This is a genomic window from Corynebacterium pyruviciproducens ATCC BAA-1742, assembly GCF_000411375.1.
In the GTDB taxonomy this organism is placed as follows: domain Bacteria; phylum Actinomycetota; class Actinomycetes; order Mycobacteriales; family Mycobacteriaceae; genus Corynebacterium; species Corynebacterium pyruviciproducens.
In genome coordinates this window covers 139,405-157,866 of the sequence record NZ_KE150448.1, presented here as the reverse complement: position 1 = coordinate 157,866, position 18,462 = coordinate 139,405, and the positions used below count along the sequence as shown (strand labels likewise).

Here is an 18,462-nt window from a genome sequence, read left to right as displayed (position 1 = left end):
AGGTAACAGCAAAATGGTATTAGACTTGTATCAGCTCTACGGCCTGGATAGAGAAGCTAACGAGCACGATTTGGGGTGGAAACTCTCCCGCCTCGATAGCGAGATGCGGATTGAGAACAAGCCGCAAAATGACCCGCAGCGCAAGGCCTGCGAGGTGGCGTACGGCATCCTGTCCGATCCCAACAACCGCAGGGTGTACGACGAATCGCTGGCCCGCGGCGAGGAGCGATCCTGGCACGAGCTGGAATTCCTGTCCGATTTCGGGCGCTTCCCGCGCGCCGAGGAGAACGTCCCCCGGGCGGTGGCATCGTCTTGTCAGCCGCCACGTCCCACTGCGACGGCACCAACCCCCACCTACTTCATGCCTCCCACCAGCTCCGCGGAGGTCGCGCCAACCCGCGACTTCACCTCCACCGTGGGCATTAACCGCGAGCTCCCCTCGGTGAGCAAGCGGCAGAACGTGAAGATTTTGGACTTCGTCATTTACGCGGTGATCTCCGGCTCCATCGGGGTGGGCGCGGACGATGACATGGGCATCGGCCTGGTGCTCGCAGCCCTGGTGCTGTTCATCTACTTTGTTGGCTGCGAATCCTGGTTCGGTGGCACGCCCGCCAAGCTGTTCAATGACATGGAGGTGAAGAACGCCACCACCGGCAAGAATCTCACCCTCGCCGAGGCGGCGCGTCGCAACTTGTGGACCCTGTGCAGCATCGTCCCGGGCGCAGGCTACCTCATCACTCTTATTTGGGGTCTCAAGCTTAACGATTCCATGAAGAAGGATCCGCAGCACCGTGGCAACCACGATAAGGAAGTGGATGCCATCGTCATGATGAAGGACAAGTCCTAGGACACAAGCTTTGCCCTGGTCTTTTCGTCGACGATAAACAGCGAGTCGATCGCGTTAAGATCCGTCGCTTTCGATCCCGCGTAGAGCTCGGGCGGCAGCTCCCACGGTCCCACGTGGATGGTGGGATCGTTGATGTTGAAAAAGGTAACGTACTGCCCGGAGGCCACGCCCTCGTCACGGTAGAACACAAAGCTAGCGATCTCGCCGTCGACGGTATGCGTCACCTCGTACCCGGGTGCGATGTGCTCTAGGGGAGTGTACTGCGGTTGCAAGTCACTCGTCTGCGGACCCGGGAACGGGAAGGACAACCATCCCGGGGTGGTGGTCAAAATATAGACCTGATCCCCATAGGCAAACCAGTCTGCTGCCCGGCCGTATTTCTCCGTGTCATAGCCCGCTGCGGGGCCTTCGGCGGTTTCAACCCATGCATTACCCGACCACTCGTAAGTCACCCACATGTCGGCAGAATCGCTGGCTTGCAAGGTAAAAATGCGTGGCACGCTTCCGCTTGCGTCCATCACCCCAAGGCCAAATGAGCGGGATATTTCGGGGAGGACACAGCTGATGGATTCCTTCTCATCGAGGGCGAAGGTGCGGACACACAGTGGCTTGCCGTAACCAGTGCTATCCATCTCGAGGATGTAGACGCGTCCTTCGTCAGAAACACCGATATCCTCGGGAAAACTAGCGATTGTCTTTGTACTGGTTCGCTCCCCATCAGACAAGGTGACAGATTTGCCGCCCGAGTGTGACACCAGCGCGATGAACCTGCCATTTGGCGACGTGTAGCCACGGTCCATGCCTGATGAGTCCGTACCTGCCGGGATGTTCGAGGTGGTGTCTGTATCAAGGTCGGTGACCACAATGGAGTCTCCCCGCATAATGGCAAACTGGTTGCCCTCCCACCTAGTCAACACTGGGTGGTAGGAGGTGGGGAAGGATTCTGTCTTGAATGTGCCGTCTGATCGCGTCCGGAACCACACGTAATCTGCTGAGTAATCCGTTGGCGAGGATGCCGTTCCCACTACCTCCACTTCATTAGGTAGCAGAGGGATTAGCTTACTCTCCGGTGACCTCGCATCTCTGGCGGAAAGGGGAGGAAGGAGTGCATTCATGAGGAGAACGAATGCCACGATGATGATGGGGACATAAAGAAAGGTTCTTTTCATAGTGGGTAGACCCCGCTATGTCGGATGCTCATGTGAAACACGGTTTCAGCGTACCGGTTGTCTGCCCCCACGTGCTCGGCCCAAGTAGAAGAGGGAAGAGTGGCCCTACCGTTTTCCAACCAGCGAGGTGATACTAGCTGCGATAACGGCGAGGAGAAGGACACCAATGGGGATGACAATGCCCCAGGCCGCCAGGCGTGCCGGGGAAGTGTGGGATCCGTCGCCTTGGTGCTCCGCAGGGGCCTGCGTCTGCGCTGGTGTGGAGGGGGTGGGTGTGGACGTGGGCTGGGTGCGCAGCGTGCCCACGGGTTCCATCGTCTCCGGGTCTGTCGCCTCGATGAGGGATTCGGCCTGCTGCCAGGCGCGCTGAGGGGTTGCCTCGGTATCCAGGATGACGGCAGCCAGCCGGTGGCCCTTGTGGTTCATAGCACCCACATACGTGTGGCGGGCATCGTCGGTGAAGCCGGTTTTGCCGCCGAGGGCGTTCTCGTTGGTGAAGAGCATGCGGTTGTCATTCCACATCTCAAAGCCGGGGTTATCGTCGAAGCCGGGGAAATCATATTTCTCAGTGGCGAGGATGGTGCGAAACGCCGGCTTCTTCCACGCGTCGGAAAAGAAGAGCGCCATGTCGAAAGCACTGGTCTGCATGCCGGGGGCGTCGAGCCCCGAGTAGGTGGCCACGCGGGTGTCGGTGGCGCCGAGGTCGTGGGCGCGCTCGTTGACAAGCGCCAGGGTCTTTTCATCCCCGCCGAGTTTCTGCGCCAGCGCGTGGGCGGTGTCGTTGCCGCTGGCCATGAGCAGCCCGTGGAGCAGGTCGTCCACGGTGTAGCGGCCGCCGGGCCCGATCCCCGCAGAGGAGCCCTCCTGGTTGGCGGAATCAGCGGTGACCTCCACCGTGTCACGCGGGTCAAGCGAATCGATGGCCACGCCCGCGAGCAGCACCTTGATAATGGAGGCCGGGCGGTAGCGGCCGTGCGGATCCTTCGCCGCGTAGATGTCGCCGGTGTCCAGGTCGAAGACAAGGAAAGCGTGCGCCAACAGGCCGTCGGCAAGCTCGAAACCAGGGGGAACGGTGACTCCACAGCCACCGAAAGTAGAGTCCGACGGGGGCAGGGGAGCGGGTGACTCCATGCCCGGCGCGGGCTCCTCCGAGTGGTCCACCGCCGGCGGGGGAGTAACCGAAAACGGGCAGCTATCGGTGTTCGGAGTCGTCGGCGCGACGGTGGTGGTGGGCGTGGCAGCGAGCGCCAGGGTGGGAGCCCCCGCAAGGGTCAGCCCTACCCCCACGGCGATGAGGCGGTGCACGCTACTTAGAACTTGCTGAAGCGGTCGGTCAGCGTGGTCTCCAGCTGCTTCCAGCCGTTGACCTCCTCGGTGAACGGCGCGGAGGCGACGTAGCCGCTCTCGTTGCCGAGCATGTACTTCATGAACCGATCGAACGTGGGGTTGGCCAGGAGGGTGGCGTTCATGGAATCGTCGCGGGCCCAGTCGGCGGTGTCGGCGAAGAGCTCCGCTGCGCGACCCATCTGCTTCACGTCGATGGCGTCCGGCCCCTTGGCGATGTCCTCCTTGATGCCGGTGAGCACGTAGGTGTTGTCGTCGTGGACGAGCACGTCGAGGTTGCCCACGGAGGCCTCGTCCTTGAGCTCCTGCCACGTGGAGAGCCGAGCAATATCGTGATCGTCGTGGTCGAGGATCCACCGGGCCAGCGCCTTGCGGTTGTTAAAGGTGAAGATCTTGCCAAAGCTGCCGAGGAATACCGGCTGGTTATCCACGAAGCTGCGGAGGGTGTACACCGTGTGGCCGTCGACGGTGATCTGGACCGGGTCGATGCCCGCGTGCGCCCACACCGACTCGTCGTAGGGGTCAACGTTGGAGGGCTGCTCCTTGGCCTGCGCCTCGTCCTTTTCGGCGGCCTGTGCGGCGGCGGTGGCGGCTGCTGCTGCGGCGACGGCCGCCTCGATGCGCGTGCCCGCGGCGGTCACTGCCGCCTCGTCTACCTCGGGGACAACAACGGCCTCATCGATGGCGTCGAGCACCTTGGGCCAATTGTCCAGGATGACGGTGCCCACGCCGGTCCACTCACCTGAGGTCTCGTCGGAGGCGTAGTGCTCGTGGCCGCGGTGCAGGTTACCGAGGATGGAGTGCGAGGCGAAGAACGTGGTCACCGGGGTGAGGGAGCCGACGTTGCCCAGTGACTTGGCCACATCCAGGCAGCGACGCGTCGCGGTGACATTCTCGTAGGACGGGCGATCGGCGAGGTAAGCCGGAACCTCGATGAGGCTGTACATGTGGCGCTCGTCGGGCACCACGCGCTCGTCGCCACGGTGGGCAAATGCTGGCCAGGCCGGGTGCTCGGTGAGCTCGTTGTCCGGGTTCGCCTCGAGCCACGCCAGCACCTCGGCCGGGCTGTGGAAAACGAAGACGTGGGAATCATCGCCTGCGAAGGCTTCCCACTGCGCGCCGTGCTCCTTCCAGGCGGGGGCGTAGAGGGTGTAAAAGTCGCCCTCGGAAAGCCGAAGCTTAATGGGGACAATAACTGCGTTCTTTTTAGCTGCCATGCCTACAGATGATAACGCACCATGCCTACCCGGTCGGCCTAAAGAACCCCTTAAACTGCATCCCCAAGTTCGAGGTGCGCACCGGGTTGATCTGGACGGGATTACCGGCCTCGATCATTTTGCCGTCACCCACGTACATGGCGACGTGGCCGGACCACACGGCAAGATCGCCTGGGCGGAGGTCCGATTGTGGAACGCTCGCCCCCACCGCCATGGCTGCGGCCGTGCGCGGCAGCTCCACGCCCGCCTGCCGGTACGCCCACTGGACGAGCCCGGAGCAATCAAAGCCGCGCCCCGGCGCCTGACCGCCCCACGCGTACGGTGTGCCCAGCTGGCTCTTTGCCCGCTCCACCGCCTGCAGGGCCTTGTCAGAGGCGGTGGAGGAGGACATGTCCATGGTTGCCTGGACCGTGGCGCCCGAGGCGGGCGCCACAGCCGACGCGGAATCGTGGCCGGCTGCGCCCGGAAACGAGATGGGGGTGGTACCCACCGTGTGCAGCATCTGCGTGGCGGGCTCCAGCTCCTTCTCCAGCTGCGCCGCGCGCGCCAGCGCCAGCGAAACGTACTTGCTGGGCAGAGCGGCAAGCTGCGCGAGGGCCGTGGCGGACGTGGCGGGGTTGGGAATAACCGCCTGCACGATGAGCCGGGCGGCCTCCGCCAGGAAGTCCCGCGCCAGCTTGACAAAGTCCCCCACTGCCCGGGCGAGGATGGGGGCGGCGAGCTTCACCGCCGCACCGATCGTGCTCACATCCTTGGCCACTACGGCACTGATGCGCAGTAGCGGGCCGGGATCCGCGCCAAAGATGGATGCCAGCGCCGGCGCGGCGGCAAGATTCGGGGCAGCGCCCGCCCCTGCCAGCATGTTCTGTGGCGGGGCGAGGCTCAACACTTTCTGCGCGGTTTCCGCGATCATAGCGTCACCTCCAGCGCGTGCCCGAGGTCCTCATCGTGGTGCTGCATATCTTCGAGGCTGCGGCGGGACGCGGTGGCCACGCCGACGGCGATGTCACACACGGTGGCCATGTTCTTGCCGGTGCGTTCCGCGGCGGCGAGGAGGGAGGCGCCGAAGCGCCCGATACCGGGGGTGGCGGCGATCTGTTGTGGGATGTTGACTGTTGGGGGTGTGAACGATTGGGCACCGGCGATGAGCTTATTTACCAGTTCACCGGCGACTTGTGGGTCAAATTGCAAAGGCTTCATACTCATTAGACGTGTCCACACCACGCTTTGGTTCCCACGTGTTTTACCATGGGGCTATGCAGATCACCATCATCGACCACCCACTCGCGCAGTCGCGCCTGTCCATTATGCGTGACAAGCGGACGGACAATTCCGGGTTCCGTGCAGCTCTGGCGGATCTCGGCGCAATGCTTGTTTACGAGGCAGCTCGCGACCTCACCACCGAGGAATTCCCGCTGGAGACCCCGGTGGCCTCCACGGAGGGGAAGCGGTTGCGCAAGCCCCCGTTTATTGTTCCTATTATTCGCGCCGGGTTGGGCATGGTCGACCCGGCGTTGTCTATGATCCCGGATGCGCAGGTGGGGTTCATCGGCCTCGCCCGCGACGAGGAAACGCACCAGCCGGTGCCGTACCTGGAGGCGCTTCCCCACGACATGAGCGAGGAGACCGTGTTCCTCGTCGATCCGATGCTCGCCACGGGCGGCTCGCTGCTGCACGCCATCAAGCTGCTGGTGGAGCGCGGCGCCAAGGATATCACCGCCGTGTGCATGGTGAGTGCCGAGGAAGGTGTCAACGCCCTCAAGGAGTCTGGCTACCCGGTGCGGCTTGTCACCGCGGTGATTGACCCGTCCCTCAACGAGGATGCCTACATCGTGCCCGGCCTCGGCGATGCTGGGGACCGCCTGTATGGGCCCCGCAACATCGACCTGTAGCTGAGGTTCTTCACGCCCGCCTGCCCCGCCGTCCGGGGGAGGCGGGTTTTTGCGTACCTGGCCCGCACGTATAAATTTCACATCATGTTTGTCCGCGTGCACAACGGGTTTGGCAGACAACGCACAACTGGGCGTGCAGTCTAGTTACGTGGAACCCAATTCGGAAGCGCTGTACTGGCCGAGCTATGGCCTCGAGTTGGGCAGGCGTCTCCGGATTTTGCGCATCATGCGTGGTTTGACGCAGGAGCGGTTGGCGGAGTTGTCGGGGTATTCCCGCAACCAAATTTCAAACCTGGAACGCAACCAGAACCGCACCCAGCATTCCTCCAACCCGAGCATGAAGATGATTTATTCGCTGGCGCGGGCGCTCCACGTCCCGCCTCTCGTGTTGCTGCCCCGGGCGGAGAGGCTCGTGTTGGCGCGCTGCGATTCCGGGGCGTCCACGGAGCTTGCGGTCAAGGCGACGTGGCCCGAGACGGCGCAGGATGTCTCTCGGTTTTCCATGTCCTACCTGGTGGGTGACGCCCCCAGTACCGAGGTCCGGGAGTCACCCCCGTTTGATCTCCATCTGGTTCGCCCCGATGGGCTTGCCGACGACGAATGGGGCAGCCTCATCGATGTCGCGGCGACGCTCAGCGCCTCCGAGCAGAAGATCCTTGAGGTGCTGGACAAGCTGGAAAAGCGGGAGATTAAGGACCAGGAAGAACCCGGGGACCGCTAGCTCACAGGGTGCGCATCCACTCCCGGGTCTCGTCTGCCACGGCGGTGAGAATCTCATCGGTTGTGGCGGGCGTGTCGGTGTCAGACACCTCGATATACACCTTCGTTTTATTTTCCGTCCCGGAGGAGCGGGCAACCACCCGGATGGTGGCCACATCGGATTCCCCGGTCATGAGCACGCCCGCCGCCTGAGGCAGCGCGGTGGTGGTGAAGGGGATCCCGGCGACGCTGTGCGGGGCGTGGGCGGCGATCATGGACACAATCTCGGCGGGGTCAGAGGAGCGCAGGGAGACCTGCGTCCCGGCCATGTACCCGTAGGCGCGGTGCAGCGCGTGGAGCTCGTCGAGGAGCGTCGTGCCGGCGCTTTTCAGTTCGGCTGCCCAGCAGCAGGCGATAAGAGCGGTGGCAATGCCGTCCTTGTCCGCCACCAGACCGGGGTAGGGGCACGTGCCAATCGCCTCCTCGTAGGCAAACGCCAGGTCAGACGGTGACCCCGCGGCGCGAGCCAGGTTCTTAAACCCCGTCGGCGTCTCCCGGTAGTCCCACCCGCGGTCCTGGGCGATGCGCTGAAGCAGCCGGGACGAGACGATGGAGGTGGCCACGATGGGGCGTGCGGTTGCGCCCTCTGCCTTAGTCCCACAGGCGGGGACGAGGCGCGTGGCCAGCAGTGGCCCCAGCTCGTCGCCGCGCAACATGCGGTACGTGCCGTCCACATCCTTGCAGCCCACGGCGCAGCGGTCGGCATCCGGATCGAGGGCGACGATGATATCGGCATCGACGGATTGTGCGGTGGCGAGGACAAGCTCCACGGCGTCGGGCTCCTCCGGGTTGGGGAAGCGGACCGTGGGGAACGTGGGGTCAGGGTGCTGCTGCTCCGGCACGGGCCACGTCTGCGCGAAGCCTGCGGCCTGGAGCGCCTGGGTCAGCGCCCGCCCGCCCACGCCGTGCATGGCGGTGTAGCACACGCGCAGCGCGGCGCGGTCGTTGTTCACCCGCAGCCTGTCGCCCTCCTCCGGGTCGACGCGCTCCACCACCTGGTCCACGTAGCGTCGCTGCTGGTCGGTGGTGCAGCGGACGGTGACGCGGGGGACGTCGAAGGGGGAGCCCACAGCGGCGATCTCCTCCAATACGGAGGCCTCGAGCTCCACGGGCAGTTGGGCGCCGTCCTCCAAGTACACCTTGTAGCCGTTGTCGCTGGCGGGGTTCTGGGAGGCGGTGATCTGGATGCCGCCGTCCAGGTTGCGCTCCCTGATCAGCCAGCTCACCACGGGGGTGGGGGTGGGGCCGGGGAGGAGGATGACATCGTAGCCGGCGCCGGCGAGCACCTCGGCGGCGGTGCGGGCGAAGATGGAGGAGCCGTAGCGCGCGTCGTAGCCGACGACGAACTGCATGGGGCCTTCGTCGCCGTAGAGCGCGTGGCCGATGCCCGATTCCAGCGAGCTGGGGGCCTCGTGGTGGCGGTTGAGCCCCGCCGAGCGTTCCGCGAACCAGCTGGCCAGGCCTGCCGTCACGCGGGTCACCTGCTTCACGTTCATCTGGCCGTCGCCAGGCCCGACGGGTGCGCGTAATCCAGCTGTGCCGAAGGTCAGTGTCATAAGCCCCATGTTAGGTGGCAACGCCTGGTAGCGGTAGGCTTTTGCAGAAGTAACGTTGTGGCGCCCCGTACCGTGAGCCCTAGGTTCCCGCGTGCGTGGGCCCGAGAGAGGGGAGTTGTTCGATGACCAGCTCGGAAGCGATCACCGCTCATGTGGAGGAGTGGCTCAGCGCCCATGGCGAGGAGGCGATCGGGTGGCGCCACTACCTGCACGAGCACCCTGAGCTTTCCCATGAAGAACACGCCACCACGCAATTCATCGTCGACAAGCTAGAAAAAGCGGGCCTGAAACCTAAGCGGCTCACCCCGACCGGAGCCTACGTGGATATCGGGGAGCCGGGCAGTGACGGGCGCAGGCTCGCCATCCGCGCGGACATGGACGCCCTCCCCATCGACGAGGAGACGGGGCTTACCTATTCCTCCACGGTGCCCGGGGTGTCGCACGCCTGTGGGCACGATCTCCACGTGACCGTCGCGCTGTCCACGGCGTGCGCGCTGGCGACCTGCGCCGAGAGCCTCAACCCGGGGGTGCGGTTCATTTTCCAGCCCGCCGAGGAAGTGATGGACGGGGGCGCCCCGGAGGTCATTGAGCAGGGCGTTCTGGACGGCGTGGCGGCGATCTACGCGGTGCACGCGGAGCCGAAGCTCAAGGTGGGGTCCATAGGCATCCGCACCGGTGCGATCACCTCCGCGGGGGACGTGCTGGAGATCACGGTGACGGGCCCCGGCGGGCACACCTCCCGCCCCCAGCAGACTACCGATGTGGTGTACGCCCTGTCCAGCGTGGTCACCCAGCTGCCGGCGCTGCTCAGCAGGCGCGTCGATCCGCGCACCGGGACCGTTCTCGTGTTCGGGGCCATCCACGCCGGTCACGCCGCCAACGCGATCCCCAAGGAGGGCACCATCATGGGGACCATACGCACGGCTGACATCGCCGTGTGGCGGCGCATCCAACCGCTCATGGAGGAGCTCATCGGGCAGATCATCGCCCCCACTGGCTGCACGTATTCCATCAACTACATCCGTGGCGTGCCGCCTGTGGTCAACGACGAGGTGGCCACGGCCGTCATCGCTGAGGCCGTGGGGGCCGCCGCCGTGCAGGCCCCGCAGAGCTCCGGCGGTGAGGATTTCTCCTGGTACCTCGAGCACGTCCCCGGTTCGATGGCGCGCCTGGGCTGCTGGTCCGGGGAAGGGGAGAAGAAGGACCTCCACTGCTCCGATATGCTTGTCGACGATCGCGCCGTCGCCGTCGGTGTCCGTCTCTTCGTGGCGATCGCCCGCAAGTTTGGTGAAAAGTACCCTGGTTTGGGGTAGAAAAGCACGGTGCGGTACCCCTCGCCCGTGAGAGCCGGGGGTAGGGGAGGGGACCGCGTGACGCGGATTAGGGGCTCACATTCACTAAGCTAAACCAGTGACGAAAGTTGTAAAATTCTCTAACCTCAAGGAATTGTGACTCTTCATGGCTAAGCGCATTGTCATCATTGGCGGAGGCCCGGCGGGCTACGAGGCCGCCTTCGCAGGTAAGAAGTACGGGGCGGAAGTCACCCTTGTGGAGGACCGCGGCGCGGGCGGCTCGGCCGTGCTGTACGATTGCGTCCCCTCCAAGTCGCTCATCGCCGCCACCGGCATCCGTACGGACCTGCGCCGCGCCGACGACATGGGGTTTGATTACGAAAAACGGGGCCACTTCCTGGAGATTGGCCCCGTCATGGCCCGCGTCCGCGAGCTGGCGCGAGCACAGTCCAACGACGTGCGCGCTCAGCTGGAGAAGGAAGGCACCCGCATCATCAATGGCCGCGGGTACTTCAAGGAGGCCCCCACCAGCAAGAACGTTCACGCCGTTCACGTTGATCTTGCCGACGGCACCGAGGAAGTCATCGAGTGCGACCTCGTCCTCATCGCCACCGGCGCGCACCCGCGCGTTCTCCCCGGTGCCGAACCCGACGACGAGCGCATCCTCTCGTGGCGGCAGGTGTACGACCTCACCGAGCTGCCCGAGCACCTCATCGTGGTGGGCTCTGGCGTCACCGGTGCGGAGTTCGTGTCGGCCTTTGCCGAGCTCGGCGTCAAGGTCACCATGTGCGCCTCCCGCGACCGCATCCTTCCGCACGACGACGCCGACGCCGCCGACACCCTGGAAACCGTGCTCTCCGAGCGCGGCGTGCACCTGGAAAAGAACTGCCGTGTCTCCTCCATCACCCGCACCGAGGACGGCGGGGTGAAGGTGTGTACTCAGGATGGGCGAGAAATCCTCGGCTCCCACGCTCTGCTCACTGTGGGCTCCATCCCCAACACCAAAGACTTGGGGCTGGAGTCCGTCGGGGTCGAGGTGACCAAGTCCGGCCACATCCACGTCGACCGCGTCTCCCGCACGAATATCTCCGGTATCTACGCCGCCGGCGACTGCACCGATCTGTTCCCGCTCGCCTCCGTGGCCGCCATGCAGGGACGCATTGCCGTGTACCACGCGCTCGGCGAGGGTGTGGAGCCGATCCGCCTGAAAACGGTGGCAACGGCCGTGTTCACCCGCCCGGAGATCGCCGCCGTGGGCGTGACGCAGAAGCAGATTGAGGAGCAGAAGGTGACCGCCCGCATCGTCATGCTGCCCCTCAACACCAATGCGCGCGCGAAGATGCGCTCCATCCGCTACGGCTTTGTCAAGCTGTTCTGCCGCCGCAACTCCGGGCAGATCATCGGTGGCGTCATCGTCGCGCCCAACGCCTCGGAGCTCATCACCACCGTGGCGGTCGCGGTGTCCAACCGCCTCACCGTGGCCGACCTGGCCGATTCGTTCGCCGTCTACCCCACGCTCTCCGGCTCCATCACCGAGGCCGCACGGCAGCTGGTCAAACACGACGACCTGGATTAAGAGCCCCACCTTCGGGTGAGAAAGGGCGAAGCCCCCGCATACACCGTGCTTCCTATTAAGTGCGTGCGGGGGCTTTGCAGTGGGGAACATTTCTCCTCAAAAGTCTGACCAATTGGGCAGTGATGTGGGTATCGTGGGTAAGGAAAGTGTGTCTTGCCGCATAGTTTTTTGAAAGGTCGCTTTATGCTGCTTAACCCGCAGGAGGTGGAGGGCGCCATGGAATCGGCGCACCTCCTTCCCTCATTTTCGAAGATTCTCGTAGCCAACCGAGGCGAAATCGCCGTTCGTGCGTTCCGCGCAGCGTACGAAACCGGTGCAGAAACTGTGGCGATCTTCCCCATCGAGGACCGCAACTCCTACCACCGCTCGCTAGCCACCGAGGCCTACCGCATCGGCACCGAGGGCCAGCCGGTTCGCGCCTACCTCGATATCGACGAGATCATGCGCGTGGCCAAGGAATCCGGTGCGGACGCCGTCTACCCCGGCTACGGTTTTCTCTCCGAGAACCCGCAGCTGGCACGCGAGTGCGAAGAGAACGGGCTCACCTTCATCGGGCCGACTCCCGAGGTGCTTGACCTCACCGGCGACAAGGCCGCCGCGGTGCGCGCGGCGGAGGAAGCCGGGCTGCCAATCCTCCACGATTCTCCGGCCACTGACGATCTCGATGAGCTCGTCTCGCTCGCCGAGGGCCGCGAGTATCCGTTGTTTGTTAAGGCCGTAGCCGGTGGCGGCGGACGCGGCATGCGGTTTATTCCCAACCCCGAAAGCCTGCGAGAGCTCGCCGCCGAGGCCTCCCGCGAGGCCAACTCCGCCTTCGGCGATCCGTCGATGTACCTCGAGCAGGCGGTGATCAACCCGCAGCATATCGAGGTGCAGATCCTTGCCGATGCGACGGGCGACGTCATCCACCTCTTCGAGCGCGACTGCTCTGTTCAGCGTCGCCACCAGAAGGTAGTGGAGATCGCCCCGAGCCCCAACCTCGACCCCGAGCTGCGCGACAAGATCTGCGCCGACGCGGTCGCGTTCTGTAAACACATCGGCTACCAGGGCGCCGGCACCGTGGAGTTCCTCGTGGACGAAAACGGCAACCACGTGTTCATCGAGATGAACCCCCGCATCCAGGTGGAGCACACGGTGACCGAGGAGGTCACCCAGCGCGACATTGTCAAGGCGCAGATGCGCATCGCCGCTGGCGCCACCCTCAAGCAGCTGGGGCTTACCCAGGATGCCATCGAGCTGCACGGCTTCGCCCTGCAAACCCGCATCACCACGGAGGACCCGTCCAACGGCTTCCGCCCCGATACCGGCATCATCACCTCCTACCACTCGCCGGGCGGCAGTGGCGTGCGCCTCGACGGTTCCGCCTCGCTCGGCGGCGAGATCACGGCCCACTTTGATTCCCTCCTGGTCAAGCTCACCTGTAGGGGTAACTCCTTCGGCGGTGCCGTTGCCCGCGCGCAACGTGCCCTCGCCGAGTTTGAGGTCAGTGGGGTGGCCACCAACATCGGCTTCTTGCGTGCCATGCTGCGCGAACCGGATTTCACAGGCAAGCGCATCGCCACCTCCTTCATTTCCGATCACCCGCACCTGCTCCAGGCTCCCCCGGCGGACGACGAGCCCGGCTGCCTGCTGAGCTACCTCGGCACGGTCACGGTCAACCAGCCCAACGGCCCGCTGCCCCAGGGTGCCATCGATGCCTCCGCCAAGCTTCCCGACGTCAAGGGCCGCGAGGTGCTCCCCGGTTCCCGCGACGAGCTGCGTGAGCTCGGACCCGAGAAGTTCGCCCGCAAGCTGCGTGAACGCGCCGGGCTGGCGGTGACGGACACCTCGTTCCGCGATGCCCACCAGTCCCTGTTTGCCACCCGCTTCCGCACCAACCCGCTGGAGGATGCGGCGCGCGCGACGGCCGTCCTCACCCCGCAGCTGTGGTCGGCCGAGGCGTGGGGCGGCGCCACCTACGACGTGGCGCTGCGCTTCCTCCACGAGGACCCGTGGTGCCGCCTTGACCGGCTGCGCGAGGCGATGCCCAACATCAACATCCAGATGCTGCTGCGCGGGCGCAACACCGTGGGCTACACCCCGTACCCGGATTCGGTGTGCCAGGCGTTTGTCAAGGAGGCGGAACGCTCCGGCGTGAGCGTGTTCCGCATCTTTGACGCGCTCAACGATGTCTCTCAGATGCGTCCCGCCATCGATGCGGTGCTGGATACGGGCACGGCCGTGGCGGAGGTCGCGATGGCCTACTCGGGGAACCTCGCCGATCCCGCCGAGAAGTTGTACACCCTGGACTACTACCTCCACCTCGCCGAGGAGATCGTCAACACCGGCGCCCACGTGCTCGCCATCAAGGACATGGCTGGCCTGCTTCGCCCGTCGGCCGCCAAAACCCTTGTCACGGCGCTGCGTGAGCGTTTCGACGTCCCCATCCACCTCCACACACACGACACCGCCGGTGGCGGCTTGGCCACGTACCTCGCCGCCGCGGCTGCGGGTGCCGATTGCGTCGACGTGGCCTCCGCGCCGCTGTCGGGCACAACGAGCCAGCCGTCGCTGTCCGCCCTCGTTGCTGCGGTAGCGAACACGGAACGGGACACGGGCCTCAGTCTCGACGCGATCATGGAGATGGAGCCGTACTGGGAGGCTGTGCGCAGCATGTACACGCCGTTCCAGTCCGGTGTCAACGCCCCCACCGGGCGCGTCTACCACCACGAGATTCCCGGTGGTCAGCTCACCAACCTGCGCGCGCAGGCCACGGCGCTGGGGTTGGCGGATCGCTTCGAGATCATTGAAGACACCTACGCTGCGGTCTCCGACATGCTCGGCCGCCCGACGAAGGTGACCCCCTCGTCCAAGGTTGTTGGTGACCTGGCGCTCCACCTCGTGGGAGCAGGCGTGGATCCGGCGGACTTCGCCGCTGATCCGCAGAAGTACGACATTCCGGATTCCGTCATTTCGTTCCTCCGCGGCGAGCTGGGCACACCGCCCGGAGGCTGGCCGGAGCCGCTGCGCTCCCGCATTCTCGAGGGCCGCGGCGAGGGTCACACGCCGTTCGTCGAGGTAGCCGCCGAGGATCAGGAGCTCCTCACGTCTGCGGATGAGGAGGTACGGAGGGATACGCTCAATCGCCTGCTGTTCCCCGGTCCGACGAAGGACTACAAGGAGGCTCGTCGCCTGTATGGGCACACCGCCAACCTCACTGATCGCCAGTTCTTCTACGGCCTGCGCGAGGGTGAGGAAGCGACGATTCCGCTGGAGGAATCGCGCACCCCGATGCTCGTGCGTCTCGACGCCATCGGTGAGCCAGACCAAAAGGGCATGCGCAAGGTCGTGTTCAACGTTAACGGGCAGATTCGCCCGACGGAGGTGCGCGATGCGTCCGCCGAGAACGTCACCCCGGTGGCGGAGAAGGCCGACCCGTCGATTGAGGGCCACGTTGCTGCGCCGTTCGCCGGTGCCGTGACGGCATCCGTCAAGGTTGGCGACGAGGTGAAGGCGGGTGATCCGGTCGCCATCATCGAGGCGATGAAGATGGAGGCCTCCATCACAGCCACCATCGACGGTGTCATTGACCGCGTTGTTGTCGCCGGTCCGACGAAGGTCGAGGGTGGCGACCTCCTCGTTGTGATTAAGTAACCAAAAGACAAGGCCCGCCAGCTTTCGCTGGCGGGCTTTTTCCCGTGCCCTCGTCTTTGTCGGGGGCACCTCGTCTTTGTCGTGCGCACCCCGACGATGTCGGGGGCCCCGGAACCAGCCGGGGCGCGGGATGGGACAGGTTACTCGGCGTCCTTGATTTCCAGGAGCACCTCGCCCTTCTTCACGGTCGAGCCTTCCTCGGCCTTGAGGCCTGTGACCTTGCCGGCCTTGTGGGCCTTGACGGGGTTCTCCATCTTCATGGCCTCGAGCACGAGAACCGTCTCGCCTTCGGCAACCTCCTGGCCCTCTTCAACAGGAACCTTGATGATGGTGCCCTGCATCGGCGCGGTCACGGCATCGCCGGAGACAGCAGCCTTGCCGCCGCCGCCACGACGCTTCTTGGCGCGCTTCTTGGGGGCACCAGCACCGCCGCTGAACGCCAAGCTGGCAGGCAGCGCGACCTCGACGCGACGGCCGTTGACCTCCACCACGATCTTCTTCGACGGGGTCTCGTCCTCGTCCACCTCGGTCTCATCCTTGAACGGCTCGAGCGGGTTCTCCCACTCCTCCTCGATCCACTTGGTGTACACATCGAAGCCGTCATCGGTGCCGATGAACGCCGGGTTCTCCACGATGTGGCGGTGGAACGGCAGAACCGTCGGCAGGCCGTCGATGACGTACTCGGACAGTGCGCGGCGGGCACGCTCGAGCGCCTCGACGCGGGTCTCGCCGTAGACGATGAGCTTGGCCAGCATGGAGTCGAACTGGCCACCGATGACCGTACCCTCCTTGATGCCCGAATCGACGCGCACGCCGGGGCCCGTGGGCTCCTGGTAGGCGGTGACGGTGCCGGGGGAGGGGATGAAGCCCGCGCCCGGGTCCTCGCCGTTGATGCGGAACTCGAAAGCGTGGCCGCGGGGGATCGGATCCTCCTTGATGTGCAGTTCCTTGCCCTCGGCGATGCGGAACTGCTCGCGCACGAGGTCGAAGCCCGTGGTCAGCTCGGTGACGGGGTGCTCCACCTGAAGACGCGTGTTCACCTCAAGGAAGGAGATGAGGCCGTCCGAGCCCACGAGGTACTCTACGGTGCCGGCACCGTAGTAGCCGGCCTCCTTGCAGATGGACTTGGCCGATTCATGCAGGCGGGCACGCTGCTCGTCCGTGAGGTATGGGGCCGGGGCCTCCTCCACCACCTTTTGGAAGCGGCGCTGGAGCGAGCAGTCACGGGTGCCCACGACGATCACGTTGCCGTGCTGATCGCCGAGCACCTGGCACTCCACGTGGCGGGCGCGGTCGAGGTAGCGCTCCACAAAGCACTCGCCACGGCCGAAGGCACTGGTGGCCTCGCGGGTGGCGGACTCGAACTTATCCTTCACCTCGTCCATGGTGTAGGCCACCTTCATGCCACGTCCGCCGCCGCCGAAGGCGGCCTTGATGGCGATGGGCAGTCCGTTCTTCTTGGCAAACTCCACCACCTCGTCGGCGTTCTTGACCGGGTCCTTGGTGCCGGGGGCCATCGGCGCGTTGGCGCGTTCCGCGATGTGGCGGGCCGTCACCTTATCGCCCAGATCCCTAATCGATTGCGGTGAGGGGCCGATCCAGATCAGCCCGGCGTTGATGACCGCCTCGGCGAAGTCGCCGTTTTCTGAAAGGAAGCCGTAACCGGGGTGAATAGCGTTGGCGCCCGATTTCTTTGCCGCATCGAGGATCTTCTCAATGTTGAGGTAGGACTCAGCGGACGTCTGCCCTCCCAAGGCAAATGCCTCGTCAGCGAGGGACACAAACGGTGCGTTCGCGTCTGGTTCCGCGTAAATCGCAACGCTGGGGATACCTGCATCTTTTGCAGCCCTAATAATTCGCACCGCGATCTCTCCGCGGTTTGCCACGAGGACCTTCTTAATCTCGCGTTGCTCTACAGTCATGTCGCTCCTTCTTGCAGCTAATCCGTTCCCATCGCGAAGGTGTGCTGCCCACGCAAAAAGGATGTGATGTACCTTTCATTGTGGCACAGCCTTCACACTTGGCGGTGGAAAATGGGCACACGAAGGAGATAAAGGTTGTGGACCCTACCCCCTTATTTAGGCACACATGAGACGTCATAAGTCCTTGTTGTGGCGGGTGCTTACGACGCGTCTGACCTCTCAATAGGCAGCCCGATCATGTTTCCCCACTCCGTCCACGAGCCGTCGTACACGCGGACATCGGAAAAACCGAGGAGGCTCTCGAGGATGAACGCGGTGTGGGACGCCTGTGCGCCGGAATTGCAGTAGACCACCGTGGGGGCGGCCGGGTCGAGGTCGGTGTAGGCGACACGCGTGGTGGCAACGTCGGAGAAACGGCCCGAGGGCTGGAGAGAGGATTTCCACGGCACGTTGATGGCCCCGGGAATGTGTCCGTCACGTGCGGCGCCGGAGGCCTCCGCACCGCTGAACAACCCGGGCGATCGGACGTCGACAAGCTGGAAGGTGCCCAAACCGTCGCGCAGCTGGGTGACCCCGATGCGCTTGGAGAGGGAGGAGGAGTGCGGTACCGGGTAGGAGACCTGCTTGGCGATGGGGAAGGAGAACACCAGCTCGCGCTCCTCGCCCGCCCACGCGTCGCGCCCGCCGTCCAAGATCCGCACATCCCGGTGCCCGTATTGGCGCATCACCCACGCGGTGTAGCAGGCCCACACGTTGGCGTTATCCCCGTAGAGCACCACGGTGTCCTCCGGCGCGATGCCCTTATCCTTCATGAGCTGGGCGAAGTCCTCGGGGCTGAGGATTTCGCGGCGCAGTGGATCGGCGAGCTCTGACTGTGGGTGGATGCGGATGGCGGTGGGGATGTGGCCGAGGTCGTACTGGTAGTCGTCGGCATCGGACTCCACGATCGCGAGCCCCCGCGTGCCGGCGTGCGCCGCCAGCCACGATGCGCTCACCAGGTGCTCTGGGTGGGCAAAGTCCGCGTGTCGCGTGTCCGGGTCGATTTCTAAAGCCACCGTTGTCCTCTTCTCTGTTGCGAATCTACTGGCCTCTTATTTTAGAGGCATAGTCCATACACTGCCTGTATCAGTGAATTAAATCACACCTTATCATCTCGGGCTGCGGGACAATCCTATCCCCCAGGGGTACTTGCACTGCAAAAGTGGTCGCCCCGGGTTACAAATAAGACAGGCACGCCTACCCCTAGGAGGCCACG

At 64.6% G+C, this 18,462-nt stretch carries 14 protein-coding genes; 6 read left to right on the top strand and 8 right to left on the bottom strand.

All coding sequences use genetic code 11. The annotated features are described in order from the left end of the window. Positions 1–13 precede the first annotated feature (13 nt). Complete coding sequence (locus HMPREF1219_RS10220; protein WP_016458858.1) at positions 14–847, top strand: RDD family protein; 834 nt, start codon at positions 14–16, stop codon at positions 845–847. Here the strand turns inward: HMPREF1219_RS10220 and HMPREF1219_RS10215 are convergent. The 5 genes from HMPREF1219_RS10215 to HMPREF1219_RS10195 form a co-directional block, all read right to left on the bottom strand. Further along, complete coding sequence (locus HMPREF1219_RS10215; protein ID WP_156823300.1) at positions 844–1,761, bottom strand: hypothetical protein; 918 nt, start codon at positions 1,759–1,761, stop codon at positions 844–846. The two genes, HMPREF1219_RS10220 and HMPREF1219_RS10215, sit on opposite strands and share 4 nt — an antisense overlap. A 360-nt stretch (positions 1,762–2,121) precedes the next feature. Then, entirely contained in the window at positions 2,122–3,321 is a 1,200-nt protein-coding gene (locus tag HMPREF1219_RS10210; protein WP_016458856.1) for a D-alanyl-D-alanine carboxypeptidase family protein, read from the bottom strand. A gap of 5 nt (positions 3,322–3,326) precedes the next feature. Then, positions 3,327–4,577 carry a hypothetical protein gene (locus HMPREF1219_RS10205; RefSeq protein ID WP_016458855.1) on the bottom strand — a complete coding sequence of 417 codons (1,251 nt, stop codon included), beginning with the start codon at positions 4,575–4,577 and terminating at the stop codon, positions 3,327–3,329. A gap of 25 nt (positions 4,578–4,602) precedes the next feature. After that, positions 4,603–5,490: a C40 family peptidase gene (locus HMPREF1219_RS10200; RefSeq protein WP_016458854.1), complete on the bottom strand. Its 888-nt coding sequence runs from the start codon at positions 5,488–5,490 to the stop codon at positions 4,603–4,605. Continuing rightward, positions 5,487–5,783, bottom strand: a complete 297-nt coding sequence (locus tag HMPREF1219_RS10195; protein ID WP_016458853.1) for a hypothetical protein — start codon at positions 5,781–5,783, stop codon at positions 5,487–5,489. Before HMPREF1219_RS10195 ends, HMPREF1219_RS10200 begins: the two co-directional genes overlap by 4 nt. A gap of 50 nt (positions 5,784–5,833) precedes the next feature. Between HMPREF1219_RS10195 and upp the strand changes: the two genes are divergently transcribed. Further along, on the top strand, positions 5,834–6,469 hold the full coding sequence (gene upp / locus HMPREF1219_RS10190; RefSeq protein WP_016458852.1) for a uracil phosphoribosyltransferase: 636 nt from the start codon (positions 5,834–5,836) through the stop codon (positions 6,467–6,469). A 148-nt stretch (positions 6,470–6,617) separates the two neighbouring features. Further along, positions 6,618–7,190 carry a helix-turn-helix domain-containing protein gene (locus tag HMPREF1219_RS10185; RefSeq protein ID WP_040427753.1) on the top strand — a complete coding sequence of 191 codons (573 nt, stop codon included), beginning with the start codon at positions 6,618–6,620 and terminating at the stop codon, positions 7,188–7,190. Between the two features lies 1 nt (position 7,191). Here HMPREF1219_RS10185 and HMPREF1219_RS10180 read toward each other — a convergent pair whose 3' ends face one another. Then, positions 7,192–8,793, bottom strand: coding sequence for a phospho-sugar mutase (locus HMPREF1219_RS10180; protein ID WP_016458850.1), 1,602 nt, complete (start codon positions 8,791–8,793; stop codon positions 7,192–7,194). A 113-nt stretch (positions 8,794–8,906) separates the two neighbouring features. Here HMPREF1219_RS10180 and HMPREF1219_RS10175 point away from each other — a divergent pair, with 113 nt between their 5' ends. The 3 genes from HMPREF1219_RS10175 to HMPREF1219_RS10165 all read left to right on the top strand — a co-directional run bounded on the left by HMPREF1219_RS10175 (position 8,907) and on the right by HMPREF1219_RS10165 (position 15,285). Beyond that, positions 8,907–10,097, top strand: coding sequence for an amidohydrolase (locus HMPREF1219_RS10175; protein ID WP_016458849.1), 1,191 nt, complete (start codon positions 8,907–8,909; stop codon positions 10,095–10,097). A gap of 145 nt (positions 10,098–10,242) precedes the next feature. Continuing rightward, complete coding sequence (locus HMPREF1219_RS10170; protein WP_016458848.1) at positions 10,243–11,652, top strand: NAD(P)H-quinone dehydrogenase; 1,410 nt, start codon at positions 10,243–10,245, stop codon at positions 11,650–11,652. Positions 11,653–11,868: 216 nt separating this feature from the next. Then, positions 11,869–15,285 carry a pyruvate carboxylase gene (locus HMPREF1219_RS10165; protein WP_051120575.1) on the top strand — a complete coding sequence of 1,139 codons (3,417 nt, stop codon included), beginning with the start codon at positions 11,869–11,871 and terminating at the stop codon, positions 15,283–15,285. Between the two features lie 140 nt (positions 15,286–15,425). Here HMPREF1219_RS10165 and HMPREF1219_RS10160 read toward each other — a convergent pair whose 3' ends face one another. Continuing rightward, on the bottom strand, positions 15,426–17,207 hold the full coding sequence (locus HMPREF1219_RS10160; protein ID WP_016458846.1) for an acetyl/propionyl/methylcrotonyl-CoA carboxylase subunit alpha: 1,782 nt from the start codon (positions 17,205–17,207) through the stop codon (positions 15,426–15,428). 200 nt (positions 17,208–17,407) lie between these two features. Continuing rightward, complete coding sequence (locus tag HMPREF1219_RS10155; protein ID WP_016458845.1) at positions 17,408–18,262, bottom strand: sulfurtransferase; 855 nt, start codon at positions 18,260–18,262, stop codon at positions 17,408–17,410. Positions 18,263–18,462 lie beyond the last annotated feature (200 nt).